This window comes from Halobaculum roseum, from assembly GCF_019880245.1.
Lineage (GTDB): Archaea > Halobacteriota > Halobacteria > Halobacteriales > Haloferacaceae > Halobaculum > Halobaculum roseum.
Map to the genome: position 1 here is coordinate 398,516 of NZ_CP082286.1, position 25,230 is coordinate 423,745.

Consider the following 25,230-nt stretch of genomic DNA (forward strand, 5'->3'; position numbering starts at 1 on the left):
GCCTCGACCCCACCCCGCTCCCTCGTCGGAAAAGCACACGAAAACTGGTGTCAGAGGGTAGCCGACTCGACCACACCACTTTGCAAGTGCTTCACAGGCGGGGGCCGAGCGACCGAGTCGTCGGCGTACCGACCGTCCGCATCGACGACGGTCCGTCCACGGTCACACACACCGTCTCGTCCAACCCCTTCACACCGGGTTTCGAGTGCTTCCGGCGGAGTCATCGGCCGCGAGAACTGACCGACCGCGATACCGTCGAGTCACGACGGAGTTCGGCCGATCAGGACCGTCCGAACGGATCCCGAGGGTCCTCCCTCTCGGAGAAGCGTACCGAAGCGACTGACGCGACCGGTCCGATCACCCGTCGTCGAACGGCGAACGGGCCCCGTCGGGGGTGTGCTCGGGTAGGGATATGACGTTCCCGCGGCCGATCGTCGTCTTCTCGATGGTCCCGGCCTCGTCCATCCGCGACAGCGTGCGACTCACCTTCGATTTCGACCATCCGGTTCGTTCGACGATCTCAGACTGCTTGAGGCGGCCGCCGTTGGCCGCCAGCACCGACTCCACCTCCTCCTCCGGTGTGAGCGCCGGAGGGTCGTGTACGTCGGCGGGCCGATCCGCACCGCCGGCGTCGTTCGAGCCCGTCCCCGCCACGGATGGGGTGCCGTCGCCGGCGACAGCATCCGGGTCGTCGGGCTCCCCGTCGTCGCCGTGGGCGCCGTCGTGTCCGTCGGCGACCGCGTGTCCCCCGTCGACCTCCGTCGCGCTCGAGGGCGACGAATCGGGGTCGGCCGCGGCCGCACGCGCGGCCACGGCCGCCGAGCGCAGCCGACGGCCGGCGTCCCGGATCGCTCGAACCGCGGCGTCGACGCGGGCCGCCGGAACAGCCGATCCGACGCGGTCGAGCGCCCCCGACGTTCGAACGGACTCGCGAACGCGGGCCGGGACGAGGGGCAGCCAGCGATCACGCGCTGTCCACGCGAGCACGAGCGCGCCGAGGGCCGCCACGAGGACCGCGAACGACGTTCCGACCCCGACGACCCACGGCGACATCGGTCCCTCGTCGACCTCCCGGGCGTCCGGAACGCCGTCGCCGTCGGAGTCGGCCGCGAGCGGGTCGGTTCCGAATCGGTTCACCTCCTCGCCGTCGGAGAGGCCGTCGCCGTCGGTGTCGACCACGAGCGGGTCGGTCCCGTGCTCGGACACCTCCGCGCCGTCGTGCAGTCCGTCGCCGTCGGTGTCGACCTCGGTCGGGTCCGTTCGGAGGTCGTGCACCTCGCGGCCGTCGTCGAGGCCGTCGCCGTCCGTGTCGGCGGAGTTGGGGTCCGTCCCGGTTCCGTGGACCTCGTGGGCGTCCGAGAGGCCGTCGTCGTCGGTGTCGGGGTCCGTCGGGTTCGTGTCGTGCTCGTTCACCTCCGCGCCGTCGACGAGCCCGTCGCCGTCCGTGTCGACCTCCGTCGGATCCGTCTCGTGAACGCGCACCTCGCGGCCATCGGAAAGGCCGTCGCCGTCGGTGTCGACCTTCGTCGGGTTCGTCCCCGTCTCCTCGACCTCGCGGGCGTCGGAGAGGCCGTCGCCGTCCGTGTCGGTCGCCGTCGGATCGGTCCGCGTCTCGTGGATCTCCGTCCCGTCGTCGAGGCCGTCGCCGTCGGTGTCCGCGACGAGCGGGTCGGTGTCGTAGGTGTCGAGCTCTAAGCCGTCGACGAGGCCGTCGTCGTCGGTGTCGGGGTCGTCGAAGTCGGTTCCCGCGGCGATCTCGCGACGGGTCGTCGCCCCGTCGCCGTCCGGGTCGGCTCCCTTCCGGATCACCGAGACGTCGTGGGTCGCGTTCGCGGCCACTTCGGCATCGAGCGTGTCGGGGGTGACCACTGCCTCGATCGTTCGGCCGCCGGTCCCGCCGGCCGCCCACGAATCGACGCGGAAGGTGACCTCCGTGGTGGAGCCGCCCGAGAGGACGAGCGACTCGCAGGCGATCTCGCGGACGCCACCGTCGTCGCCGCGGGACCGGAGGCACGCCTCGTAGTAGCCCTCGTCGTCTCCCTGACCGGTTTCGAGCAACAGCGTGAACCGGGCGGGCTCGTCGTACCACAGGTATGCAGTTCCGTCGCGTTCGAGGACCACGTCGCCGTCGGCGAAGCCGCTCTCGGCGATCGCGACCTCCCCCGCCGGACGCGCGTCCGCCGCTCCGGCGCCGGTGACCGCGGCCGCTCCCCCGCCGGCGAACGCGGTGGCGCCGACGAGTGTGCCGCCCAGAACCGCGACCACGACGACAACCGCAGCCAGCGCCGGGGTCACGGGGCCGTCAGTTTGTCTCGCGCACATCCCCCTCGTTGCGGGCTTCTCCGGGAGGGGCTTAACGCTTTCTCGCCGCGTCTCACGGAATGAAACTGTCCGAAACGATCCGAAACAGTCCGAAACGGTCCGCTATCGTATCGTTTCGATCACGTCCTCATACGTCGGTTATCGTAGAAACTACCAGTATCCGATCATCAGACCTTCGATTCCTTACCGTCGCCGGCTCCTGACGACATCCAGGCCGTCTCCGGCCGACGACGGCTCGGCGACGACATCGAACAGCGACGCCATCGTGTCGATGGTTCGCCGGTCGTGTGCCGCCGGTTCGATGTGTGCGTGCGTCGTTCCCCCGAGCGACGCCACGCGGGCCGTAACGGCGTTCACGAACCGGTACGCTTCCCGATCGTCGACGTACTGCAACAGCGCCGTCAACGATCCGAGACAACACACCGGTCCGCCCGATCCCCCGCCGGTGTCGCCGGCGGTCGCGTCCATGTCGTCGAGCGCGTCGGTGACCCGCACGCCCACGTCGGTGAGGTTCGCGGGCCCGGACGCGGTGACGGTGACCACCCCCTCCTCACCCTCACGTTCGCCCGATTCGCCGGAGCCGACAGAGCACGGAGTCGAATCGACCACGCGCACGCCGGCGCCGTCGCCAGCCGCGCGAACCCACTCCCCCGGCGGCGACAGCCCGCCCCGGGTGAACGCCACGCGAAGGAACCCGCTCGTCCCCGTCGCCGCGGCCGTCCCGTCGTGTGCCTCTCTCGAGCACGGGCAGTGGCCCCCGATGGCGGACGGTGCGGCGAGGACGAGCGCGTCTGCGTCCGACGGGCCCTCGACCGGGCGCGTCGGACCGTGCCCCGCTCGCGACGGCGTTCCTGACATGGCAACCGCTCCGATGGGAGGGAACAATAAAACCCCCAACGGTCGTTTCGGGGTGTTTCACCGTACTTACGCGTCCGTTTCACTTCGTTGCACGCTGACGCTCGGACCGGTCGAGCGCCGGGCCTGATCGAACCATGCAACGGAGCGAAACGGTTCGCTCCGGACTGTTGCAACACGGTAGCCGGAACCTGGTAGCACGGTAGCCGGACGTTGTCGTACGGTATTCGGCGCCTCACAACGCGACGCTCCGAGCGCACGACGCGTACGTTCAAGCACCCGGCGACCCATTCGGCACCCATGCCGGAGGTGACCCTCGTCGACCGCGGGCGGGTCCGCGCGGACCGGGCGTACGTGGTCGACGGCGCGTCGATGGCCAGCGCGGCGGAACCGGAGCCGGAACACACCCGCGTCGAGTTCGTCGTCTGGAACGCCGTCGTCGAGGCCGGCGGCCGGACGTACCTGTGGGACACGGGCGTGCCGACCGACGCCGCGGAGTACTGGCCCGACCCGCTGTACGGCGCCTTCGAGGCACACGACGCGAGCGAGCACTCCCTGGAGGGAGATCTCGCCGACTCGGGGTACGACCTCGCCGACATCGACGCGGTGGTGATGAGCCACCTCCACCTCGATCACGCGGGCGAACTCGACGCGTTCGCGGGCACCGGCACCCCGGTGTACGTCCATCGCGACGAACTCGGGTTCGCCTTCTACTCGGCCCACACCGACGAAGGGTCGATCGCGTACCTCGCCGCCGACTTCGACGGCGACCTGAACTGGCGCGTGGTCCACCGCCACCGCCACACGCTCGCCGAGGGGTTCGAGCTGCTCCACCTTCCGGGACACACCCCGGGGCTCCTCGGGGCCCGGATCGAGACCCCTGAGGGGACCCTCCTCGTCGCCGGCGACGAGTGTTACGTCGACGCCAACTACGCAGAGGGCGCGCCGCTGGGGCCGGGCCTGCTGTGGAGCGAGCGGGACTGGCGCGAGAGCTTGGAGACGCTCCGCGAGTTGGAGCGGCGAACCGACGCGGACGTGCTGTACGGCCACGACCTCGAGAGGTTCGAGACGCTCGCGGCGCGCTACTGACCGACCACGGCCGCGGTGTAAGACCGCCGCGCCGTCGGCGTTCGTCCCGTTCCGCTACCGGAGGATCCGGATGTCGCCGTCCACGACCACCCGAACCCGCCCGGCGGCAAGGTCGTACTCGACGGCCGGCTCGTCGCCGTCGACGACGCGCATGGGCCACCCAGCCGAGAGGGCGAAGGCGTCGTATCCGAGGTCGTCGATACCGGCCCCCGCCAGCGCCTCGCGGAACGGCGCGCGATGGGTGACCATGCACGCAGGGGGAGAGATTCCCCCCTCCGAGCACACCTCGCAGGTCACTCTGACGGTCGCGGGCATGCTCGTGCCGCACTCGGCGCACGGACCCTCGCTCGGGTCGTGATCGGGGCACTCGCGGAGGCCTGACTCGGCCGGGCCGCCACAGCGCGGACAGCTCCCGTCGCCGAACGTCCGAGCGCGGTGGCAAAACCGGCCGTGAACGCGGTCCAGGAGCGCCTCCGGCGCCGCGTCGATGTCGTCGCCGACGGCGCCGCCGGGAACGGGTATCGAGCTCAGCGTCCCCTCCGGCATGTGATCGAACCCGAGCGCGCCCGGACACTCGGTGCACTGTGCCGAGACGTACCCGTTCGTGTACGCCACGCTCACCGGCGCTCCACACAGGTAACACGACGCGGTGGTCGGTTCGGAAACGGCGGACTCGGTCGGGGCGACGGCGCCGCTTTTCACCGTTCGGACGAGTTCCGTGCCGGGATACCGGATGGCGTATCCCTCGGGTCGCTTCTCGACGAACTCCCCGAGCAGTTGGTTGAGGTGGTAGCTGAACTTCCCGCTGTCGGCCTCGCCGACCGCCTCTCGAAGCTCGGTGAACGGGACGGTGTACTCGGTGCGATCGGCGACAGCGACTCGTTCGTGGAGCACGCGAAGGATCGCCAGTCGCGTCTCGTTGCCGACGACCGCGAACGAGTCCTCGGGCGACTGCCGGTCCTCCCGGACGACATCGTACGTCTCTCCCTCGGCGGCGGAGTCGGGAACGTCGCCGAGGGTGGCGTCGTCCGACATGCCCGGAGGTCGGCGGTCCGCGGCCATAAGCGTGCCCCCGGCGTGAGGCTTCGAGGTACCTGCGACGGCCGGACGACGGGACCGAGAACCGCCGTTCGACGCTCGACGAGTCAGACGAGCACCGAGGGTCACCCGACCCATCCCGTAAAGTCTAACAGCCCCCTTGGTTTACGAGCTGCCACATGAGTACCGCAACGGAGGACGTCGATCTCGTCGGCGAGGAGGTCGCCGCCAACGTGGCACGCGCCGCGTTGTTCGCGGCGCTGACCGGCGTGTTCGCGTACGTGTCGTTTCAGCTTCCGGTGACCTCGGTGCCGTTCACCCTGCAGGTGTTGGGCGTGTTCCTCGCCGGGGTGTTCCTCGGACCGGTCTGGGGCGCCGCGTCGATGGTCATCTACGTCGTCGCGGGGGCGGTGGGCGCACCGGTGTTCGCGTACGGGTCCGCCGGCCTCGGGTCGCTGTTCGGGCAGTGGGGCGGCTACCTGTGGTCGTACCCGTTCGCCGCCGCCGTCGTCGGCGCGGGCGTCCACGGCGCGGGCGACCTGGTCGACCCGGGGTCGGTCAGCCTCGGTCGCCTCGTCGGGTCGATGACGGTCGGAACGCTCGTGATCTACGCGTTCGGAACCCTCGGCTACGCGCTCGTCGGCGACGTGACCCTCGTGACCGCGGTGCTGGCGGCGGCGGTTCCGTTCGTCCCCGCGGAGGCGATCAAGGCGGCGGCGACGGTGGCGATCGTCCGCAGCGACGCCGTCGTCGCGCGGTAACGCCGAGCCGTGATCGAGGTTCGCGACCTCACGCACCGGTACGGGAACGGCGACCCGGACGAGGACCCGGACGGGGGCCCGGTTGGCGAGCGCGACGGCGACGATGACGACGGCCGCGCCGGAGCGACCGCCGTCCGCGACGTGTCGCTGCAGATTCCGGACGGCGAGTTCCTCGTGCTCGCGGGCGCCAACGGCTCCGGCAAGTCGACGCTCGTACGGCACTTCAACGGCCTGCTCGACCCCGACGAGGGCGAGGTGCTCGTCGACGGCGAGCCCGTCGGCGACGACCTCGTCGCCGCCCGGACGCGCGTCGGGATGGTGTTCCAGGAGCCGCGCGACTGCTTCGTCGCCGCGACGGTCGCCCGCGACGTGGCGTTCGGCCCTGAGAACCTCGGCCTCCCCCGCGAGGAGATCGACCGGCGGGTCGAGCGCGCGCTGGCGGCGGTGAACATGGCCGGCCGCGGCGGCGAACGGATCGACCGGCTCTCGGGGGGCGAACAGGAGCGTGCCGCCGTCGCCGGCGCGCTCGCGATGGAGCCGAGCCATCTCGTCCTCGACGAGCCGTTCACCGGGTTCGACGAGCCGGCCCGCGAGTCCGTCCTCGCGCACCTCGTCGAACTCAACCGCGACGGCACCGGGATCGTCCTCGTGACCCACGACCTGCGCGACGTGCTCGACCCGGCCGACCGGCTCGTCGTGCTCGACGACGGCGCGGTCGCGGTGGACGCGCCCCCGGCGACGGCCGTCGAGGCGCTCGACGACCTCCCGGTCCGTCGACCCGACCGCCCCGCCCGTCTGCTCGAGCGATGCTGACGTACGAGCCGGGCGACTCGGTCGGCCACCGGCTCGACGCGCGCAGCAAGCTGCTCCTGCAGGCGACGTTCGCGGGGGCGGCGTTCGCCTACACCGATCCGGTCGGGCTGGCGGCGCTCACCGCGCTCGCGCTCGGGTTGCTGGCGCTTTCGGCGACGCCGCCCGGCGTCGTGTTCACGGAATACCGCGGCGTGCTCCCGTTTCTGGCGGCCGCCCCCGCGATCGAATCGCTACAGCTCACGGCGCCATGGATCGATCCTGCCGCTGCGGTCGGCCCGACGCTCGCGGCCTACCGGACGCTGCTGCTGCTCGCGCTGGTCGCGGCGTACGTCCGGACGACGCCCGTCCGCGAGTCGGAGGCCGCCGTCGCGCGCCTCGTGCCCGGCAAGCCGGGACGGCTCCTCGGGCTGGGTGTCGGACTCGTGTTCCGCTTCCTCCCGGTGTTGCAGGCGGACCTCGCCCGGACGCGCGAGGCGATGGCCGCCCGTCTCGGCAACGAGCGGCCGCTCCGGGAGCGGATCCGGATCGTCGCGACCGCGGGGCTGAACCGGGCCCTCTCACGCACCGACCGGCTGGCCGTCGCGCTCCGCGCGCGGTGTCTCTCGTGGAACCCGACCCCGCCGGCGTCGACGTTCGGCCGCGACGACGCGGCGGCGCTGACGCTCGCGCTCGCGCTCGCGGCGTGGGCCGCGTGGCCGGCGGTCGCGGCGGCGGCGTGGTAGCGCGCCGTGGTCTCGGAGCCGATGCGTCCCCGCGGCCGCGGCGGCGCGGTCACAGCTGGAGGCCGCGCCCCGCCCGACCGACGCGAGCATGCCGACGCGCTTTTACCGGATCGAGAAGCAATCTCCGTACAACAATGAGTGAGCGCGAGGCTGAGGACTGGCTGATCCGCTACCTGGTCGTGATGGTCGTCGCCGCGACGGCGCTGTTGATGCTCATCTACGGGCTCGTGTTCGCGCCGAGCGTGGCGGTGACCGCCGGCGCGCTCGTCGCGCTCGCGGTCGTCTCCGCCGTCGTCGTCATGGATCTGCGGTCGTGGCGCACGGCCTGAGTCGGGACGCACCGGCCACGGAGACGCCGTTCGACCGCGACCGCCACGTCACTCGCCGGCCTCGGCGAGTCGGGCTACCTCCTCGTCCGACAGCGACCGCGACCCCGCGGCGACGGTCTCCTCGAGCGCGTCGCCCGACACTCACGCCGGCCCGAGGTACCCCCACGCCTGGAGTCGGTCGCCGTCGCCGTCGACCCACCGCTCGCCGATGTCGTCGCGGTAGTACAGGTTCGGGATCACGATGTCGTCGATGCGCCCGTACGCCTGCTCGCGAGCGGCCCCCATCGTCTCGCCCTTGCCCGTCACGACGAGGGGCATCCCGCTGTCGCCCGCGACGCGCCACTGTCCGTCCACCCGCTTCGTGTCCTCCAGGTGGATGCCGTCGCGACTCTCCGTGTCGAACACGACGGCCGCGTTCCGGGAGTTCTCGTCGTAGGTCGTCTCGTCGTCGAACGGGAACGGCGGCAGGACGATGCGGACGCCGATCTGGTAGCCGTTGTGGACGTCCAGTCCGGGATCGTTTCCGTGGGCGAGATCGAAGAAGAACTGCCCAGTCGGGGACTCGAACGACTCCTCCTGCAACGCGATCGTCGGGTAGCCGAACCGGGGCGTGAACTCCAGCGGGTAGATGCCGTTCTCGTTCACGATGCAGTTGATGTCGATACTTCCGACGTACCCCTCCTCGGCGAGCCAGTCCTCCAGCTTGCCGAGCGTCTCCTCGAACAGCCTGTTCTGGCCGGCCCAGAACATCGACGTTCCCATCTCGCCGGTCGAGGGACCGATGTTCCCCGGGAACAGCTTCTTGTGCTCGAAATTGAAGTTGACGCGGTCGACGAACCCGTTGCCGTCGAAGAACCCGCAGATCGCGACCTCGACTCCCTCGACCTTCCGCTGGAGCTGAAATCCCTTCATCCGGTGGCCCCAGGCCTTCTTGTAGGCGCGGAGCACGTCGACGACGTCGCTGCCGTCGTCCTCGTTGCCGACGTAGAGGAGCCGTTTGACGTTCTGAACCTCCCCGAGCGGTTTGATCACGTACGGCGCCGGGTTCGACTGGACGTGCCGGATGGCCTCGTCGAAGTCGTGGAACACGTGGTGTTCGATGGTGTCCACGCCGTGCTCCTCCAGGACCTCCATCGCGTACCCGCGGTCCTCCTCGAGACGGTCGGTCGCGGACGTCCCCCCGACGACGGCCTTCCCTCGCTCACGGAGTTCCTGCGCCAGTTCGCCGGTTCCGATATCGGACCCGACCCAGATGTCGTCGAAGACGATCACGTCGGCCCACTCGACCTCCGCGCGCCAGTCGTCGGTCTTGGGAACGAACCCGTCGCCGATCTCCCCGTCGCGCTCCGCCTCGATGTAGTACCGCACGTCGTGACCTTCCTCGTGGACTTGCCACGCGAGGTCGGTGATCAGCGCGGCGTCGGCGGAGACGAACAGGAAGTTGTGCCGATCCATGAGGGGACGACGGCACGGACGGAATTATACCCGGCGACGATCCGGGCGGCGGCGACACGCTGTCGACGGTCCCAACCGAGGTGCGCTACCGGCGAGGAGACTGCCCAGCGCGAACGCCGCCGACGAGGAACGGAGCCGACCGATCCACTCCCCTGTGACGGCACCGCATCCCGGACCGTTCCGAAGCCGAACACTTTTTGACTGACTGGCCAGTTAGTTGGGATAGACGCGGCGATCGGTCCTCGCGGACCGCCACGGCACACCCGTGCGCCGCACCCCGAACCACCGATGAGTCAGGAGCGAGACACGCAGACGGTGTTCATGGAGGCGACGTACCGCGCGCTGTGTACGCACGGGTACGCCGACCTCACCATGCAGGACATCGCCGACGAGACGGACAAGAGCAAGGCCGCCCTCCACTACCACTTCGACGGCAAGGACGACCTGTTCCGGGAGTTCCTCGCGTACCTCCACGAGGGGTTCGCGGAGAAGATCGCGGACCATCCGGACGGGTCTCCGGTGACGAAGTTGGTGGCGCTGGTTCGCCGCGTGCTGGACCCGGTGGACGACGAATCCGACCAACAGTTCAACACGGCGTTCATGGAGATCAAGGCGCAGGCGCCGTATCGCGACGGCTATCGGGAGATACTCCGTCGCTTCGACGCCGATCTGCGCACAGAGATCGCCGACCTCGTCCGGGAGGCGATCGACGCCGGACAGTACGACGAGGAGACCGCCCCCGAGGAGGTCGCGGAGCACGTCCTCACCTACATCCACGGGACGTGGACCCGCGCGGCCGCCATCGGCGCGGACGTGGTGACGATGCGCGAGCACCTGATCGACGACCTCCTCGACATGCTCGTCGAGGACGCGACCGTTCCCGTCAGCGCGGAGCCGCCCGATGCACCCGCGCTGGCCGCCTCCGGCGGTGACATCTCCGACGAGGACGCGGACGACGGGACCGTCGCCGGCGACGCGGGCATCGAGGGCGCCGAGGACGACGCCGACAGTGGCTACGATGGCGACGACGGCGACGAGGTGACGCTCGAATGAGCGCCCGCGATCGGCTCTCGTCCGTGTTCAAGGGTCGAGACGAGTTCGATCTCACCGACGGCAGCATCGGGAAGCCGCTGTTTTACCTCTCGTTGCCCATCGTCGTCACCAACCTCCTCCAGACGGCGTACAACCTCGCGGACACGCTGTGGCTCGGCCGATACAGCACCGAAGCGCTGGCGGCGATCTCGTTCGCGTTCCCGATGGTGTTCCTCCTGTTCTCGCTCGGGATGGGGGTCACCGTCGCGGGCTCGGTGCTCGTGGCCCAACACATCGGGGCTGGCGAGGAGGCGGAGGCGAAGTACGCCGCCTCACAGACCGTCTCGTTCGCGATCATCGTCTCGCTGATCCTCGGCGGCCTCGGCTACTTCGTCGTCGGCGATCTGCTCGGGCTGCTCGGCGCGTCCCCCGACGTGCTCCCGCTCGCGACGGAGTACATGCGGGTCATCTCCTCGGGGCTGGTGTTCATGTTCGGCTTCTTCGTGTTCACCGCGCTCATGCGCGGCTACGGAGACACGATCACGCCGATGCTGGTGATGCTGCTCACGGTGGTCGTGAACATCGTCATCGACCCGTTCCTCATCTTCGGGTGGTGGATCTTCCCGGAACTCGGCGTCGAAGGCGCCGCCTACGCGACGATCTTCTCGCGGGCGCTGGCGTTCGTCGTCGGCATGGCGATCATGCTCCGTGGCACGCGCGGCGTGCAGATCACCCCCCGCGAGATGGTCCCCAACCTCTCGTACGCGCGGAAGATCGTCCGGATCGGCGTTCCCGCCTCGATCGAGGGGACCGGCCGGTCGCTGTCGGTGAACCTGATGCTCGTCATCGTCGGGCTGTTCCCGACGACCGTCGTCGCCGGGTACGGGATCGGCGTGCGGGTGTTCTCGGTCATCTTCCTCCCCGCGATCGCCGTCGCTCGCGGCGTGGAGACGATGACGGGGCAGAACATCGGCGCCGACAAGCCCGACCGCGCCGCGACGGCCGCCGGGATCGCCGCCAAGACGATGTTCGCGATCCTCGGTACGCTCGGGATCGTGGTGATCCTCGGCGCGCGTCCCATCGCCGCGGTGTTCACCGACGACCCGGCCGTCGTCGCGGTGACCGCCGACTTCCTGCGGTGGGTCGCGCCGACGTTCGGGTTCATCGGCGTGATGCGCGCCTACACCGGGAGCTTCCGGGGCGCCGGCAAGACGATGACCGCCGCCGCCATCTCGATCCTCATGCTCGGGTTCATCCGTCTCCCGGTGGCGCTGGGGCTCGCACGCCCGGACATCCTCGGGCTGCCCCTGCCCGCGTTCGACTCGACGGGGATCTGGATGTCCTTCGCCGTCTCGAACGCCGCCGGCGCCGTCATCGCGTACCTCTGGTACCGACGCGGCACCTGGCGCGACGCCGACCCACGCGGGGAGGTCCCCGTCGGCGACGAGGACGACGAACCCTCCGACGCCGCCCTCTCGCCGACCGACGACTGATCGAGCACAACTGACGGCGCCTCCGCTCCCGTTCGGTCCGTGGGTGTACCTACTCGACTTCACGTAGTGCTGACAGGCGACGCCGTCGCGATCCGCGGGACGAGGCGTCGCGCACCCGCGTGCGCCCCGCGGCCGGATTCAGGTGATGTCGGGCCTGGTCCCGGTATCGGATATGAACGTTCGCGTCGTCCCCCCGATCGGACACCGACCCCGTTCCGTTCGACGGAGTCGAACCGGAGTCGAACGGACGGCCGGATCCCCGGCTCCGGGAGTCGACGGGCCGTTTTTGTCCGGCCGCGACGACGTTTCGGACGTGAGCACCGACCTCGACGACGGAGCCGTCGACGGAGACGATACCGTCCGCGTCTGGCTCGTGGAACGAACCTACGGCGACGACGAGTTGAACATCGTCATCCTCGTGTACGCCGACGAGACCGGCGAACACTACTTCCGGAAGGAGCGCGCGTTGACGAGCTTCGACGACGAGCGCGAGACGCCCGTCTCGCTGCTCGTTCCCGCGGACGAACTCGGAACGACCGACGAGGGGGAGCGCGAGCGCTACGCAGCGGAGGCGACGAGAATGGCCGCCGATCACGACCCGGACGAACACGTCTGAGTGCCGAACGACTCGTGGGGCGAGAGGCGGCCATCCAGGGCCCGACGGACTCTTGCGCGCTCGACGAGTATCGGGGCGCAATGAGCGACGACGGGCCCGACGCGACGGCGGCCGACGCCGAGACCGCGTCCGACGGCGAGGGAAGTGAGGGTTCCGACGGGGGGAGCGCCGACGGCGACACGTTCGGCGTCGGCATCCACGTGACGAGCGAGGAGTTTCAGTTCGTCGTCCACGTCCCGTCGGCCATCGACTCGGGGTGGAGCGATCCGGACGAGTTCCAGCGGCTGATCGAGCGGGTGACGTGGGACACCCTCGACCAGCGGGCGACGCTGCGTGCGGTCGCGCGGACGACAGCCGAGGGGGAGACGGCGACGCTCGGAACGGTGACGATGCGACCCGGCGGCGACGTGGTCGATCGCTCGCTCGCACCGCCGGACGAATAGTTCCGGGTGCGCGAGGCCGAGCCAGCCGGGGGGCGCGCTCAGCCGTCGTCCAGCGCGTCCAGGGACGAGCCGATCGCGTCGACACGGGCGGGGTCGTACCGGGTGAGGTCGTAGCGGTTCGCCGCGACGGTGTCGCCCCAGACGTCGAGCGCGCCGAGGGTGACGAGTCCCTGCAGCGCCGCGCCCAGCGTTCGGGGGGTCGTCTCCGGGTCGGGGATGCTCGCGTGGATCTGCTTCGACTGCGGATAGCTCATCTCCACCGCGGTCAGCCCCCGGCGCGCCTCGCGCCAGTGCTGCCGCAGGTACCCGAAGTTGGTCGGGTCGCTGCGGCGGAGGTGGGCGATCAGGCGCTCGGTGATCGCACGCTCCGCGTCGCCTGCTGCGGCCGGGAGCCGCCGCGAGAGCGCCGAGAGGACGGCATCGGATCGGTCGTCGGCGTCGACACCGCGGTCGTGGGCGGCCGCCGTCGTGTGGAACTGTACGCCGGTGGACGCGGCCACGTCGACGAGCTCCGAGACGGTCGCGTTGACATCCGCGCCCTCCGGAACGAGTGCGCCGATGTCGTCGACGACGACCGTTCCGCCGGCGTCCAGATCGTCGTCGAGGTCGGTCAACGCGGTGTGAAGGTACTCGACCGGATCGGGAAGCGGGGCCTCGACGGTATCGACGACGACACCGCCGCCGATCGGCCGACCGCCGGACGCCGGAGAGGTGGCGACCGCGTCGCCGCGGACCGTCTCGTCGACGCCGACGAGGTACGAACGGGAGGGCGAGGACGGTCCAGCCGCCTCGACGGCGTGGTGCCACTCGTCGACCGACCGGTCGGCGAGCAAGGCGAGATGGACCCCGCCGGCGGCGGCGGCTGCCCTCGCGAGCGACGCCCCGTCGGCGTGGATCGCGCCGACCGATCGCTCGAGTACCTCCCCGGACATAACAGTATCAACGGCACACGCACCAGACATAAATTTACTGGGACAGATATCGGAAGTGATGTCGTACACCGTCGAACTCGTCCACGTACACGGGCAATGAGCGAGGAGCATACCGCGGGCGAACGCGACCCGAACCGGCCGTTCGAGGCCGTGCAGAACGCCGCCGTCGAGCACGCGCTGACGGTCGGCGAGTCGCGTGACGCGCTGGCGCTCGTCGGCGCGCTTGAAACCGGTCCGAGGGCGACGCTCCGACCGCGATTCGGGACTCGGTCGGCTTGGGGACGCCTCCGGCCGCGATAGCGAACCCGCCCCGGCGTCGCGAACCCGGGCTGGGACATCCTCGGACGCGCCGTCGATGACGCTCTCGGTGGTGCTCGGCGCGTGGATCGGACTCCGTTCGGGACCGGAGAATGGCCCCTCGGCCGCGTCGTCATTCGAGGCGGCGACCGAGCCACGTCCGTTCGACGGCGGCGACGCGGACGCTCCGCCGGCGGTGGTCGGCGCCGTCGTCGCCTGCGAGCGGTTCGACGTGTCGCCCTCGTCCGCCGCGTCGCTCGCCGAATGCGGGACGGCATCGGTCCGGCGGCTGCTCGCCGAACGTGGGGGATCGGACGGGTCGGCGAACGACCCCCCGAGCGAGCGGTGACCGGGGGGCGGCGACCGCGGAGACACCCGGCTTTATAACCCCGCGGTTTATAAAGGAACGCAGAGGAACGACGACGCATGACGGACCCGGCAGAATCCATCGAGATTCAGAACGTTGTAGCATCGACGGGGATCGGGCAGGAGCTCGACCTCGAAGCCCTGGCCGAGGACCTCCCGGGCGCGGACTTCAACCCGGACAACTTCCCCGGGCTGGTGTACCGAACGCAGGAGCCGAAGGCGGCCGCCCTCATCTTCCGCTCCGGGAAGATCGTCTGCACGGGCGCCAAGAGCATCGACGACGTGCACGACGCCCTCGGGATCATCTTCGAGAAGCTCCGCGGGCTGAAGATCCCGGTCGAGGACGACCCGGACATCACTGTCCAGAACATCGTCTCGTCGGCCGACCTGGGCCACCAGCTCAACCTCAACGCCCTCGCGATCGGGCTCGGGCTGGAGGACGTGGAGTACGAGCCGGAGCAGTTCCCGGGCCTCGTCTACCGGATGGACGAGCCCGACGTGGTGATCCTCCTGTTCGGCTCGGGGAAGATCGTCATCACTGGCGGCAAACGCACCGACGACGCCGAGGAGGCGGTCGAGGAGATCGTCGACCGCATCGAGGCGCTCGGCCTCCTCGGGTAGGCCCTCCCCTCCACAGGTAGGCCCTCCCTCCCACGATTCCCCGTGGCCACGGTAGCGACCGCCTACCGTTCGGTCCGCGACCCGATCGCCGTCCGAACGCCGTGTTGTCGGGGAAATAAGTATATACTCGGAGGGCACATTGCCCGACATAGTGGCTTCCCGACAGGGCGCCGCCGACGCTCCCACGGCGTCGGCGCACACCGGTCGCGGCGGCTCGTCCACGAACACCCGGGCACGCACCCGCTCGCCCGACACACCCGAACGGGCGCGTGACGTTTCCGCGCCGCCCGAACGCGACCCCGGACGGTACGCGCAGACGGACCACTTCCGACGCCGCCTGCGCCAGCAGGGTCGCTACATCACCCTCCCAGTGGCGGGCGAGGCGATCAGGAACGGCCAGCTCCGCTGGAACACCTCCGACGGCTGGCGGTTCGCGCTCGTCCGCGACGGCGTTCGCTTCGTGATCGTCGTCGGCGACACGGAGACGCCCTCCCCGGTGCTGGTCACCGGCTGGACGGAGATCGCCGACTGGGAGGCCGCGGTCGCGTCCGACCGCTGGGACGAGGCCGACGTCAACACGATCCGGCTGCGCGCGGACCTCTCGGAACACAAGGAGCGGCAGATCCCCGGGCGGATCCGGCCGCGCGTCGTCACCCGTCCGTTCACGGTCGGGGGCCACCGCGTCCGCACCGGCGCCGGCGACGGACACGTCGACTGTGTCGACTGCGGCGCGCGCTTCCGCTCGAAGCGCGAACTGTGCGAGCTTCCCTGCGGCGCGCGCTGACCGCGGGGGACACCGCTTCTCAACGTTCGCCGGACCCGGCCGCCGAGCGCGGTTCCTTTACGCGCCGGCGACGTACCGCGAGCAATGACTGACGACGGCGACGAGCCGCCCGCGGGCGGCGGCGTCGGCGAGGACGGCGACGGCGTCAACGTGAACGACGACGACGGCGTCGACGCGAACGAAGACGTCGTCGACGACGGTGTCGCCGACGAGGCCCCCGCCGACCTCACGATCGACGGCTTCTACGACGCCGTCGAGGCGGCGGGGCGCCCGGTGCTCACAGCTTCGGGGGTCGCACGCGAGACCGACCGCACGCAGGCGGCGGCGCGCGATCACCTCGACGCGCTCGCCGAGGAAGGGTCCGTCGAGCGCGTCGACGTGGAGTCGGACCCAGTGGTGTACTACCCGAGTAGCTGGGGCGACCTGGCCGAGCGCGAGCGGGTGGTCATGTTCCCGACGCGCCGGCAGATCGTGGTGGACCAGCCCACACAGTACACCCGTGCGATGCTCGCGGACTTCGCCCACCTCGTCGACTCGACCGGGACCGAACCCGGCACCCGCGGCTACCTCTACGAGATCCGCCAGGAGGACATCTGGGCGGCACCGTTCGAGGAGTTCGCCGAGTTGCTCGCGCGGATGCGGTCGGTGCTGCCGCGGCGCTCGCCGCATCTGGAGGAGTGGGCGGAAAACCAGTGGAAGCGCGCGCGGCAGTTCCGCCTTCGCACCCACGAGGACGGTTACGTCGTGCTGGAGGCCGACCGCGAGGAACTGATGGGCAACGTCGCCCGCCAGAAGCTCGACGAGTCCGTGTTACAGGCGGAACTCTCGGACACCGAATCGTGGGTGAACGACGAAGAGATCGGCCGCGTGAAACGCGTCCTCTACGATGCTGGCTACCCCGTCATCGACGAGCGCGATCTCGAATCGGGCGACCCCCTCGACGTGACGCTAGAGGCGGACCTCCGCGCGTACCAGACGGACTGGGTCGACCGCTTCACCGAGCAGCGGGCGGGCGTGTTCGTCGCGCCGCCGGGGTCGGGCAAGACCGTCGCCGCGCTGGGCGCCCTGGAGGCGGTCGGCGGCGAGACGCTTATCCTCGTCCCGTCCCGGGAACTCGCCGGACAGTGGCGTTCCGAGATCCTCGCTCACACCGACCTCGACGACGCCGATATCGGCGAGTACCACGGCGGCGAAAAGGAGATCGCGCCGGTGACGATCGCCACCTATCAGACCGCTGGAATGGACCGCCACCGCTCGCTGTTCGACTCCCGCGAGTGGGGGCTCGTGATCACGGACGAAGCACACCACATTCCCGCCCCGGTGTTCCGGCGGGCCGCGGACCTCCAGAGCAAACATCGCCTCGGCCTGTCGGCGACGCCGATACGGGAGGACGACAACGAGGAGGAGATCTTCACGCTCATCGGCCCGCCCATCGGCACCGACTGGGGCGCGCTGTTCGACGCCGGGTTCGTCCAGGAGCCGGAAGTCGAGATCCGGTACGTCCCGTGGCGCGACGACGAGGCCGAAAACGAGTGGGCCAGCGCCGACGGCCGCCAGCGCCACATGGCCGCCGCACGCAACCCGGCGAAGGCCGACGAGGTGCGTCGCCTGCGCGAGCGTCACGGCGACGCGAGGGCGCTCGTGTTCGTCGACTACCTCGACCAGGGCGAGGCGCTCGCGGCCGAGTTGGGCGTCCCGTTCGTCTCCGGGGAGACGCGCCACCACGTCCGACAACGACTCTTCGAGGAGTTCCGGCAGGGCGAGCGCCGGACGCTCGTCGTCTCGCGGATCGCCGACGAGGGGATCGACCTCCCGAACGCGGAGCTGGCCGTCGTCGCATCCGGGCTCGGGGGGAGTCGCCGGCAGGGCGCACAGCGTGCAGGGCGGACGATGCGTCCCGCGGGATCGGCGCTCGTGTACGTGCTCGCGACCCGGGGGACCAGCGAGGAGGACTTCGCACAGCGGCAGATGAACCACCTCGCGGAGAAGGGGATCCGCGTCCACGAGCGGACCGTCGAGTAGCCGCCGCCGTCGCCGTCCTATCGTTCCAGCGGCGCGTCGTCGAACCGCGCCCCACAGTCGCCGCACTCGACGACCGGGTCGTTCGCCCCATCTGTCGTGAACCCGAGGTCGTCTCTCCCGCAGTCCGGACACGGCGCGGGCGTGTGTTCCGCCTCGCAGGCTGGACACGCGAACGTCAGGTCGCCGTCGGTGTGGAGACGGAGCGAGTCCGCCCCGCAGTCGGGGCACGTCGCCGGGACGCGCACGTCGTCGCTGTCGCGGGGCGAGCCGAGCGCGAACGCGACGAGGTCGTCGTCGCCGTCGCCGTCGTTGTGGCCGGTCTGGAACTCGCCGGGTGCGAACCGGATCGCCTCGCCGGCCTCGACCCGAACGTCCCCCTCGAGCGTCTCGAACGTCGCCACACCGGCGACGACGACGAACACCTCCTCCTGATCGGCGTGTGCGTGGAGTCCGCTCGGGAACCCGTCGCCGGGAGCGATCCGGTAGCGGTTGATCGCGACGTGTTCGGTCCCGAGCGCGTCGCCGAGCCGGACCGTTCCTCGCTCCTCGCCGTCGCCGCCGTCGCGAAACGTAGCGTGCTCCACGGCTACTCGTCCTCTCCGTCGTCGAACGCCGGTTCCCCCCACTTGTCATCGGCGTCGACGGGGTCGACCGCGTGGGCCACCTGCGCGCCCGAGAAGTCCACGTCGTGCAGAGCCATGTTGAGCCGCTGCCAGCGGGCGCTTTGCTCGTCCTCCCCCTTCGGGCCGACGCGGGCGCCGTGCGTCTTGAAGAACTCGTCGCCGCGCCCGAGTCGACTTCCCTCCCCCGTGTGCTTGTCGAACACCACGTCGTACTCGCCGCCGGGCTCGAACTCGCCGACCGGGAAGTCAACCTGCGGCTCGCCGCCCGTTTCGCGCGCCTCGGCGCGCTCGGCGGCGGCGTTGCGGAAGAACTCGTCGGCGTTCGGCGCCTCCCGGGAGGAGCTCGCGCGTGCGCACGCCAGCGCGGCGTGGATCGCACACAGTCGGCCGCGCCACTCGGCGGGGTCCCAGCGGTCGGTCGCGAGCGTCTCGTAGCGTTCGACCAGCAGCGCGACCTCCTGGCCGGCACGGAGGTCCTCGACGACGTACAGGTGGAGGCGCTCCCAGAGGTTCCACGCGAACCCCGAACGGGCCAGTTCCCAGGCGGCCCACGCGGCGACCTCCTCGTCGGAGCGGCGGACCGCCTTCTGCAGCAGGCTCGACACCGCATACCGGTTGTAGCCGCCCAACGTCTCGTCGGCATCCATCGGTTCGCCGAAGTCGTTCGTGTCGTCGGCGTCCGGGTCGCGATCGGAGAGTTCCCCGTCGGCGCCGAACGTCGTCTGTCGGCTCGCGTCGTCGCCCATGACATCCGCGCTGTCCACGTCGCGTGCGATAAACCCCCCGACGGGGCCGTGGCTCGGCGTGACGTAGTGGGGTCGAATGAGAACCCTTAAGTCCGAATCGGCGGGTATCTGTTGATGTATCCGGGTTTAGCTCAGCCTGGTAGAGCAGCCGACTGTAGATCGGCTTGCCCCCCGTTCAAATCGGGGAACCCGGACTTTCTGTCGCCGCCACGGCGAGGGAGCGGAGCGACCGAGCCGGCGGCGACGAAGCCGATCCGTGAACCGATTTGAGCACGGAAGACGCGCGCAGCGGAGCGAGCACGTCTTCAGGAGTTCAAATCGGGGAACCCGGACTTCTGTTGCTGCCGTCGCGAGCGAACGAAGTGAGAGAGCCGGCAGCAACGCAGCCGATCAGTGAGCCGATTTGAAGAGACGAGTCGCAGTCCGGAACGGCGAGCGGAGCGGCCGCATGCCCGAACCGTCTCGGCGTATTCAAATCGGGGAACCCGGACTTCTCGCGGCACGTCGCTCCCGACCGCCGACCACGATCATATATAACCGTTTCCACGAGTTGTCGAGCCGACATGGTTCGTCACCGCTTGAAGGGGTGGGCTGTCGAACGCGAGAGCGTGAGCCGAGATCTCACGCGTCGCCGCGTCCTCGCGGGCGGCGCAACGGCCCTCCTGGCATCGATCGCCGGCTGCAGCGGCGCGACGCCGTTCGTCGGCAAGCGAACCGAGCGCGACGAGACGGTCGCCGTCGACGGAGCCGAACGGCTCGTCGCCCGAACCGACCTGGGCGACGTGACGCTTCGTGCCGAAGCGCGCGACGACGTCGTCGTGCGGATCACGAAACAGGCGAGCAGCGTCACGGCCGACCTCTCGGATCTCGCCTTCCGGGTCGAACGGTCGGGGGGCGACCTCGTCCTCCGTTCGGAGTTCACCGGGGACACGGAGTTCTTCGGCGGTCGCCCGTCGATGTCGCTCGACGTGACGTTGCCCCGATCGCTCCCGGTGTCGGCCGTCCGGAGTTCCGTCGGCGACGTCTCCGTCGACGGCGTCGACGGCGACGTGGACGCCGAGACGGACACCGGTGACGTCCGCCTCCGCGGCGTCTCGGGGTCGGTTCGGGCGGCGGCGTCGACCGGCGACGTGACGGTGGCCGATCCTGACGCGATCCGTGGCGCGCGGACCCAGACCGGCGACGTGACCGCCGACGTCCCCGACCTCGACGGCGACGTCCGGGTCGAGTCGCGAACCGGCGATGTCGCGGTCGCGGTCGGCGGGAACGTCGACGCCGACCTGCGGGTCGCTACCAGCACCGGCGACGTGTCGGTCGACGGGGTGTCGCTGTCGGAGGCGACCCGGACCGACGAGCTCGTGACCGGCACGCTCGGCGAGGGCGGCCCCTCCCTCGCAGTCGAGACCCGTACCGGCGACGCGTCAGTCTCCCCGCTGAACTGACCCGCGCCGAACTGAATCCCCGCTGAACACGGTCCCCCGATTCGGCCCTCCCCCTCGTTTTCGATCGGTTCCCCGACGGCGAGCCGCATCACGTCGCGATCGACACGGCGAACCACCGGGTCGACGAGTCACAAAAAAGCGCGTGCCAGCGTATCAGGCGTCGGCTCGTCAGTCGGCGTCTGAACCGGCGTCCGGGTCGTCTTCCGCGTCCCGGTCGCCCTCCGCGTCTCCGTCACCCTCCAGGTCCCTGTTTCCCTCGGCGGCGACGACGGAGCTGTCGTCGACGAGCGTCGACGTGACCGCCGCGGCGACCCGCCCGAGGAGGTTCGCAGCGTACAGCGTGAGCAGGCCGACGACCACGCCGAGGCCCGCGGCGCCGAGCGCCCGCGGCATCGTGTTCACGCGGTACACCCCGAGCCGGTAGTCGATCAGCAGGAACTCGCCGTACGCCAGCGGCGCGACCAGCAGCCCCGACGCCAGCGACAGGCCCGTCGTCAACACGACGAGCGCGATCACGGCCAGCACCATCCGCCAGCAGAGGTACAGCAGGCCGGTCCACGTCGGGCGAGCGAACACGAGCCGCTTGCAGAACTCCGCGATCCCGAGGTCCCGAGACGGGAACCACGGCGACACCTCGACGCCGAGCAGCCCGGCCGTCAGCTTCGCGTCGGCCCAGACGACTGCGACCGCTAGCAACAGCGTTCCCAACACCGCAACCGGGGCGAGGATCGTGACGCTCAGCCCCAGCGACAGCGACCCGGCGATCGAGAACGCGATCAGGTAGCCGAACCCGAGCGGGACCGCCAACGCGAGGTACAGGAGGCTTCGGTACGTGCGGGGATCGAGGGGCGCGCCCGCGAACGAGGCGAACGCGTCCCGGTAGTTCGTCGTCGTCATGCGACGGCGGGTACTGCGGTCCGAAGGCCGGTAAAACGGGAGCGCCGGCTGTTCGCCCGGCGGACCGTCGAAGGATACAAGTACGGGTTCCCGATCAGGTGCCGTCCAGCGAGTAGATCAGCGCGAGCAGGCCGGCGACGTTCGCACACAGCACCGCGAGCAGCGTCGTCGCGTCGTCGAGTCCGGCGAGCGGCGCGACGCCGTAGGTGATCGGGAACGGCGCGACCGCGACGAGGGCGATGCCGACGGCGAGGTAGCGCATCATCGCGCTGTCGTGTCGGCGGTACCCCCGGTATGCCGTCACGGCCACGGCGGTGCCGGCCACGGCCGTCGCCGCGGCAGTCAGGAACAGCAGCGTACCCGCGTCAACGGCGGTCATAGATCACCCCCAACACGACGAGGAGCCCGACGAGCTGGCTGGCTGTCACCGCGAGCGAGCGGACGGTCGGGTCGGTTCCGGGGACGTTCGACAGCAGCAGGCGCAGGAGGATCGGAACCGTCGTCACGAGCACCAGCCCGACGCCGAGCAGGAGCCGCCGTCGTCCGCCGCTGTCCCGGTAGCCGTCGTACAGGCGCCGGGCGAGGTATAGCGAGAGCACGACGGCCACGAACAACGCGGCGAACACCAGCAGGACGACCGTCGGCGACCCGCCCGTCGCCGTCTGGAGCGTCGGGAGCGTGGCCGGTTCCGCGAACGCGGCCGGTGTGGCGAGCGTGCCCGTCATTTGAATCCCTCGTACAGCCGCGTGAAGCGGTCGGCGGCGTCGGACTCGGGTCTGTCGACCGTCACTTCGAACCCCTCGTCGGACAGTTCGAGGTGGACCGCCCTGACGCTGGCGCGATACGTCTTGTAGTGGTGACCGCCCGGATCGAGCTGCTGTTCGTCCTCCAACAGGCCGGCCTCTTGGAGCCGCTGGACCCGACGATAAACGGTCGAGGAGTCCGCGTCGCACGCCTCCGTGAGCGACTCGACGGACTTCGTGTCCCCGTACGTCTCACGGAGGATGGTCCGGGCGTAGTCGTCGCCGAGGAGGTCGACGATCCCGTCCCCGTCGTCCCCGGCCATGATCACTGTCGTGTCGAGCAGCCGGCAAAAGCGTCCCGAATCCACGGTGGGTGTCGACACATCGTCCCCGGGTACCCAGGCGACACGCAAAACGACGGGCACACGGTTGCAGCGCGCCCGGATCGACCCGAACGTTTATGTTCTCATATCTGACTGTTTCGCGTGTATGTCCCTCCGAGCGAGCGTCGGCGTCGGACGGGGAGTCGCCTCGTTCCTCCTGTCGCCGTTCCGCCGCCAGACGTATCGCAACCTGGCGTACCTCGCGTTGGCGGTCCCGCTCGGGTTCGCGTACTTCCTCCTCGTCGCGGTCGGGGTCCCGCTGGGGATCGGGCTGGCGTTCGTGGTCGTCGGGATCCCGCTGCTCGCGCTCCTCGTCGTGTTCGCCCTCGGGCTGGCGGGGGTAGAGCGGTGGCTCGCGACGGCGCTCCTCGACGTGGAGATAGACCGCTCCGGCCCCGAACTCCCCGGGGACTCCCGCCGCGAGCGCCTCGTCTCGCTCGCGACCGACCGCTCCACGTGGACGGCGCTCGTGTACCTCCCGACCAAACTGCTCCTCGGGGTTGCGTCGTTCACCCTGATCACGAGCACCCTGACGACCGGCGTCAGCCTCCTGCTCGTGCCCCTATACTACGACCAGCCCGGTCTGTACGTCGGCGTGGTCACCGATCGCCCGGTGGAGTTCCACCCCGCGCTGTACGTCGGCTGGAACCGCCTGCTCGTCGGCTACGAGACGGTGTTCCGGCTCGACGCCTGGCGAGTCACGACCCTCGGCGAGGCGGCGGCGGTCGCGCTCGTCGGCGCGTTCGTCCTGCTGGTCGGGCTGCAACTGCTGAACTGGCTCGCGCGCCTCTCGGGGTGGTACACGCGGCTGATGCTCGACGGGACGTACGACCTCGCGGGCGCGATGCGGCGAGCGGTCGGCGGTCGCAGGTGATCTCGGACGACGGCTACTCGCGTCCGACCCACACTCGTTTGTCCGGCACCAGTTCGACCGTCATCGGCTCGGACACGACGAACTGACACGACAGCCGCAGGTAGCCGAACCGCTCGGCGAGTCGGTCCTGCCAGCGGGACGCCGCTGCATTCCCGACCGCCCACCCCTCGCTCCGTTCGGATAGCTATTTATGCGACACCGGATATTCTTTGAATATGTCCTGGGGAATATCCGAGGAAGGCAGTGGACGGTCCGACGCCGCCGACCGAGCGGTCGTCGAACGGCTCGCCGCAGCGGGCGAGCGCGTGCTCGTCGTCGGGGAGGACCGACCGATCCGGTTCTCCGCGGGCCACCGGCTGCTCCGACACGACGGGAAGTGCAGCCGGCCGCACGGCCACAACTACGAGGCGACCGTCAGGATCGTCGGCGACCTCGGCGCCGAAGGCTGGGTGGTCGACAAGGGTGAGGTGACGGACGCGGTCGACGAGTTCGACCACCGGTTCCTCCTGGAATCGGGCGACCCGCTCGTCGAGGCGTTCGAGGCCGCCGGCGACGGCGACGCGCTGGTCGTCCTCGACGCGCCGCCGACGGCCGAGGTGCTGTCGGTCGTGCTGGAGGAACGGCTCCGCGAGCGCCTTCCCGACCGCGTCTCCGAGGTCGCCGTCGAGGTGTCGGAGACGAGCGAGCTGTGCGCGGGCGGTATCTGACGATGCCCGTCAGCGACGATGTCGACGCCACGCCGACCGCTCCCGAGGGGCCGGCGCTCCCGATCAACGAGCTGTTCGCCTCCCTCCAGGGCGAGGGACGACTCGTCGGCGTTCCGAGTACGTTCGTCCGTACGAGCGGCTGCAACCTCCGGTGTTGGTTCTGCGACTCGTATCACACCTCGTGGGAGCCGACGCACGCGTGGATGGCCGTCGACGAGGTCGCCGAGGAGGTGCGCGCACGCGGCCCTGACCACGTGGTGCTCACGGGCGGCGAGCCGACGATCCACGGGGAGAGCTTCGACCTCCTCGATCGCCTCGCCGGCGACCACCACCTCACCGTCGAGACGAACGGCACCGTGGTCCCGCCCGAGGGAACGCCGATCGACCTCGCGAGTATCAGCCCGAAACTGGCCTCGTCGACACCGACGCCCGATCGGACCCCCGAAGCGGCTCGCGAGATCGGCGACGGCGACGCCAGCGACGACGACGCCGACCTCGCGAGCGACTGGACCGAACGCCACGAGGAGAACCGCATCAACGTAGACGCCCTTGCGACGCTCGTCGAGCGATACGAGAGTCAACTGAAGTTCGTCGTCACCGGCCGCGAGGACATGTCCGAGATCGTCGATCTCGTCGACCGCGTCCGCGACGCCGCGAGCGTCTCCGTTCCGGACGACGAAGTCCTGCTGATGCCCGAAGGGCAGACCCGCGAGCAGTTGGCCGAAACACGGACGACGGTCGCCGAGTTGGCCGCCGAGTACGGCTTCCGATACACTCCCCGCATTCACGTCGACATCTGGAACGACGCCCCCGAAACCTGATCCC

29 protein-coding genes and 1 tRNA gene are annotated in these 25,230 nt (G+C 70.1%); 19 read left to right on the plus strand and 11 right to left on the minus strand.

Features of this window, described 5'->3' with window-relative positions:
• Positions 1-357: 357 nt before the first annotated feature.
• Both K6T36_RS02045 and K6T36_RS02050 read right to left on the minus strand, forming a co-directional pair.
• On the minus strand, positions 358-2,322 hold the full coding sequence (locus K6T36_RS02045) for a helix-turn-helix transcriptional regulator (RefSeq protein ID WP_222922371.1): 1,965 nt from the start codon (positions 2,320-2,322) through the stop codon (positions 358-360).
• 183 nt (positions 2,323-2,505) lie between these two features.
• On the minus strand, positions 2,506-3,180 hold the full coding sequence (locus K6T36_RS02050) for a DUF7504 family protein (protein ID WP_222922372.1): 675 nt from the start codon (positions 3,178-3,180) through the stop codon (positions 2,506-2,508).
• Between the two features lie 297 nt (positions 3,181-3,477).
• Between K6T36_RS02050 and K6T36_RS02055 the strand changes: the two genes are divergently transcribed.
• On the plus strand, positions 3,478-4,266 hold the full coding sequence (locus tag K6T36_RS02055; RefSeq protein WP_222922373.1) for an N-acyl homoserine lactonase family protein: 789 nt from the start codon (positions 3,478-3,480) through the stop codon (positions 4,264-4,266).
• A 54-nt stretch (positions 4,267-4,320) separates the two neighbouring features.
• On the opposite strand, the gene K6T36_RS02060 is transcribed toward K6T36_RS02055, so the two are convergent.
• Positions 4,321-5,301 (minus strand): ArsR/SmtB family transcription factor, encoded by a 981-nt coding sequence (locus tag K6T36_RS02060; RefSeq protein ID WP_222922374.1) that lies wholly within the window; start codon positions 5,299-5,301, stop codon positions 4,321-4,323.
• Between the two features lie 182 nt (positions 5,302-5,483).
• Here K6T36_RS02060 and K6T36_RS02065 point away from each other — a divergent pair, with 182 nt between their 5' ends.
• From K6T36_RS02065 to K6T36_RS02080, 4 genes are all read left to right on the plus strand, one after another.
• The gene (locus K6T36_RS02065) at positions 5,484-6,065 is read left to right on the plus strand and encodes a biotin transporter BioY (RefSeq protein WP_222922375.1); all 582 of its coding nucleotides are present in this window, start codon (positions 5,484-5,486) and stop codon (positions 6,063-6,065) included.
• A 9-nt stretch (positions 6,066-6,074) separates the two neighbouring features.
• Positions 6,075-6,878 (plus strand): energy-coupling factor ABC transporter ATP-binding protein, encoded by an 804-nt coding sequence (locus tag K6T36_RS02070; protein WP_222922376.1) that lies wholly within the window; start codon positions 6,075-6,077, stop codon positions 6,876-6,878.
• A complete protein-coding gene (locus K6T36_RS02075; RefSeq protein WP_222922377.1) occupies positions 6,872-7,600 on the plus strand; it encodes an energy-coupling factor transporter transmembrane component T family protein in 729 nt (242 codons plus the stop codon). The genes K6T36_RS02070 and K6T36_RS02075 overlap by 7 nt, the downstream gene beginning before the upstream one ends.
• 134 nt (positions 7,601-7,734) lie before the next feature.
• Complete coding sequence (locus K6T36_RS02080; RefSeq protein WP_222922378.1) at positions 7,735-7,929, plus strand: hypothetical protein; 195 nt, start codon at positions 7,735-7,737, stop codon at positions 7,927-7,929.
• A 141-nt stretch (positions 7,930-8,070) separates the two neighbouring features.
• Here K6T36_RS02080 and K6T36_RS02085 read toward each other — a convergent pair whose 3' ends face one another.
• Positions 8,071-9,384 carry a phosphoribosylamine--glycine ligase gene (locus tag K6T36_RS02085; protein WP_222922379.1) on the minus strand — a complete coding sequence of 438 codons (1,314 nt, stop codon included), beginning with the start codon at positions 9,382-9,384 and terminating at the stop codon, positions 8,071-8,073.
• A gap of 288 nt (positions 9,385-9,672) precedes the next feature.
• Here K6T36_RS02085 and K6T36_RS02090 point away from each other — a divergent pair, with 288 nt between their 5' ends.
• The 4 genes from K6T36_RS02090 to K6T36_RS02105 all read left to right on the plus strand — a co-directional run bounded on the left by K6T36_RS02090 (position 9,673) and on the right by K6T36_RS02105 (position 12,968).
• Positions 9,673-10,437 carry a TetR/AcrR family transcriptional regulator gene (locus tag K6T36_RS02090; RefSeq protein ID WP_222922380.1) on the plus strand — a complete coding sequence of 255 codons (765 nt, stop codon included), beginning with the start codon at positions 9,673-9,675 and terminating at the stop codon, positions 10,435-10,437.
• Positions 10,434-11,909 carry an MATE family efflux transporter gene (locus K6T36_RS02095; RefSeq protein ID WP_222922381.1) on the plus strand — a complete coding sequence of 492 codons (1,476 nt, stop codon included), beginning with the start codon at positions 10,434-10,436 and terminating at the stop codon, positions 11,907-11,909. Before K6T36_RS02090 ends, K6T36_RS02095 begins: the two co-directional genes overlap by 4 nt.
• A 313-nt stretch (positions 11,910-12,222) precedes the next feature.
• The gene (locus tag K6T36_RS02100) at positions 12,223-12,525 is read left to right on the plus strand and encodes a DUF7967 family protein (RefSeq protein WP_222922382.1); all 303 of its coding nucleotides are present in this window, start codon (positions 12,223-12,225) and stop codon (positions 12,523-12,525) included.
• An 80-nt stretch (positions 12,526-12,605) separates the two neighbouring features.
• The gene (locus tag K6T36_RS02105; protein WP_222922383.1) at positions 12,606-12,968 is read left to right on the plus strand and encodes a DUF8124 family protein; all 363 of its coding nucleotides are present in this window, start codon (positions 12,606-12,608) and stop codon (positions 12,966-12,968) included.
• Positions 12,969-13,006: 38 nt separating this feature from the next.
• On the opposite strand, the gene K6T36_RS02110 is transcribed toward K6T36_RS02105, so the two are convergent.
• Positions 13,007-13,900: a hypothetical protein gene (locus tag K6T36_RS02110; RefSeq protein WP_222922384.1), complete on the minus strand. Its 894-nt coding sequence runs from the start codon at positions 13,898-13,900 to the stop codon at positions 13,007-13,009.
• Positions 13,901-13,996: 96 nt separating this feature from the next.
• Here K6T36_RS02110 and K6T36_RS02115 point away from each other — a divergent pair, with 96 nt between their 5' ends.
• From K6T36_RS02115 to K6T36_RS02135, 5 genes are all read left to right on the plus strand, one after another.
• Positions 13,997-14,200, plus strand: a complete 204-nt coding sequence (locus K6T36_RS02115; protein WP_222922385.1) for a hypothetical protein — start codon at positions 13,997-13,999, stop codon at positions 14,198-14,200.
• Between the two features lie 55 nt (positions 14,201-14,255).
• Positions 14,256-14,546, plus strand: coding sequence for a hypothetical protein (locus K6T36_RS02120; RefSeq protein ID WP_222922386.1), 291 nt, complete (start codon positions 14,256-14,258; stop codon positions 14,544-14,546).
• A 77-nt stretch (positions 14,547-14,623) separates the two neighbouring features.
• Positions 14,624-15,184: a TATA-box-binding protein gene (locus K6T36_RS02125; RefSeq protein ID WP_222922387.1), complete on the plus strand. Its 561-nt coding sequence runs from the start codon at positions 14,624-14,626 to the stop codon at positions 15,182-15,184.
• 151 nt (positions 15,185-15,335) lie between these two features.
• Complete coding sequence (locus K6T36_RS02130) at positions 15,336-15,968, plus strand: hypothetical protein (protein WP_225935162.1); 633 nt, start codon at positions 15,336-15,338, stop codon at positions 15,966-15,968.
• Positions 15,969-16,052: 84 nt separating this feature from the next.
• Positions 16,053-17,990, plus strand: a complete 1,938-nt coding sequence (locus K6T36_RS02135) for a DEAD/DEAH box helicase (RefSeq protein WP_222922388.1) — start codon at positions 16,053-16,055, stop codon at positions 17,988-17,990.
• A gap of 17 nt (positions 17,991-18,007) precedes the next feature.
• Here K6T36_RS02135 and K6T36_RS02140 read toward each other — a convergent pair whose 3' ends face one another.
• Positions 18,008-18,574: a cupin domain-containing protein gene (locus K6T36_RS02140; RefSeq protein ID WP_222922389.1), complete on the minus strand. Its 567-nt coding sequence runs from the start codon at positions 18,572-18,574 to the stop codon at positions 18,008-18,010.
• Between the two features lie 2 nt (positions 18,575-18,576).
• Positions 18,577-19,359: a hypothetical protein gene (locus K6T36_RS02145; RefSeq protein WP_222922390.1), complete on the minus strand. Its 783-nt coding sequence runs from the start codon at positions 19,357-19,359 to the stop codon at positions 18,577-18,579.
• Positions 19,360-19,479: 120 nt separating this feature from the next.
• Here K6T36_RS02145 and K6T36_RS02150 point away from each other — a divergent pair.
• Positions 19,480-19,553, plus strand: a tRNA-Tyr gene (locus tag K6T36_RS02150).
• 369 nt (positions 19,554-19,922) lie between these two features.
• Positions 19,923-20,801, plus strand: coding sequence for a DUF4097 family beta strand repeat-containing protein (locus tag K6T36_RS02155; protein ID WP_222922391.1), 879 nt, complete (start codon positions 19,923-19,925; stop codon positions 20,799-20,801).
• A 168-nt stretch (positions 20,802-20,969) separates the two neighbouring features.
• On the opposite strand, the gene K6T36_RS02160 is transcribed toward K6T36_RS02155, so the two are convergent.
• From K6T36_RS02160 to K6T36_RS02175, 4 genes are all read right to left on the minus strand, one after another.
• Positions 20,970-21,698 carry a sensor domain-containing protein gene (locus K6T36_RS02160; protein ID WP_222922392.1) on the minus strand — a complete coding sequence of 243 codons (729 nt, stop codon included), beginning with the start codon at positions 21,696-21,698 and terminating at the stop codon, positions 20,970-20,972.
• A gap of 94 nt (positions 21,699-21,792) precedes the next feature.
• Entirely contained in the window at positions 21,793-22,077 is a 285-nt protein-coding gene (locus K6T36_RS02165) for a DUF7521 family protein (protein ID WP_222922393.1), read from the minus strand.
• Positions 22,064-22,423 carry a hypothetical protein gene (locus tag K6T36_RS02170; protein WP_222922394.1) on the minus strand — a complete coding sequence of 120 codons (360 nt, stop codon included), beginning with the start codon at positions 22,421-22,423 and terminating at the stop codon, positions 22,064-22,066. The genes K6T36_RS02165 and K6T36_RS02170 overlap by 14 nt, the downstream gene beginning before the upstream one ends.
• The gene (locus K6T36_RS02175; protein ID WP_222922395.1) at positions 22,420-22,764 is read right to left on the minus strand and encodes a helix-turn-helix domain-containing protein; all 345 of its coding nucleotides are present in this window, start codon (positions 22,762-22,764) and stop codon (positions 22,420-22,422) included. The genes K6T36_RS02170 and K6T36_RS02175 overlap by 4 nt, the downstream gene beginning before the upstream one ends.
• Positions 22,765-22,930: 166 nt before the next feature.
• Between K6T36_RS02175 and K6T36_RS02180 the strand changes: the two genes are divergently transcribed.
• From K6T36_RS02180 to K6T36_RS02190, 3 genes are all read left to right on the plus strand, one after another.
• A complete protein-coding gene (locus K6T36_RS02180; RefSeq protein ID WP_222922396.1) occupies positions 22,931-23,698 on the plus strand; it encodes a sensor domain-containing protein in 768 nt (255 codons plus the stop codon).
• Positions 23,699-23,913: 215 nt separating this feature from the next.
• A complete protein-coding gene (locus tag K6T36_RS02185) occupies positions 23,914-24,405 on the plus strand; it encodes a 6-pyruvoyl trahydropterin synthase family protein (protein ID WP_222922397.1) in 492 nt (163 codons plus the stop codon).
• A gap of 2 nt (positions 24,406-24,407) precedes the next feature.
• On the plus strand, positions 24,408-25,226 hold the full coding sequence (locus tag K6T36_RS02190) for a 7-carboxy-7-deazaguanine synthase QueE (protein ID WP_222922398.1): 819 nt from the start codon (positions 24,408-24,410) through the stop codon (positions 25,224-25,226).
• The last annotated feature ends 4 nt before the right edge of the window (positions 25,227-25,230 follow it).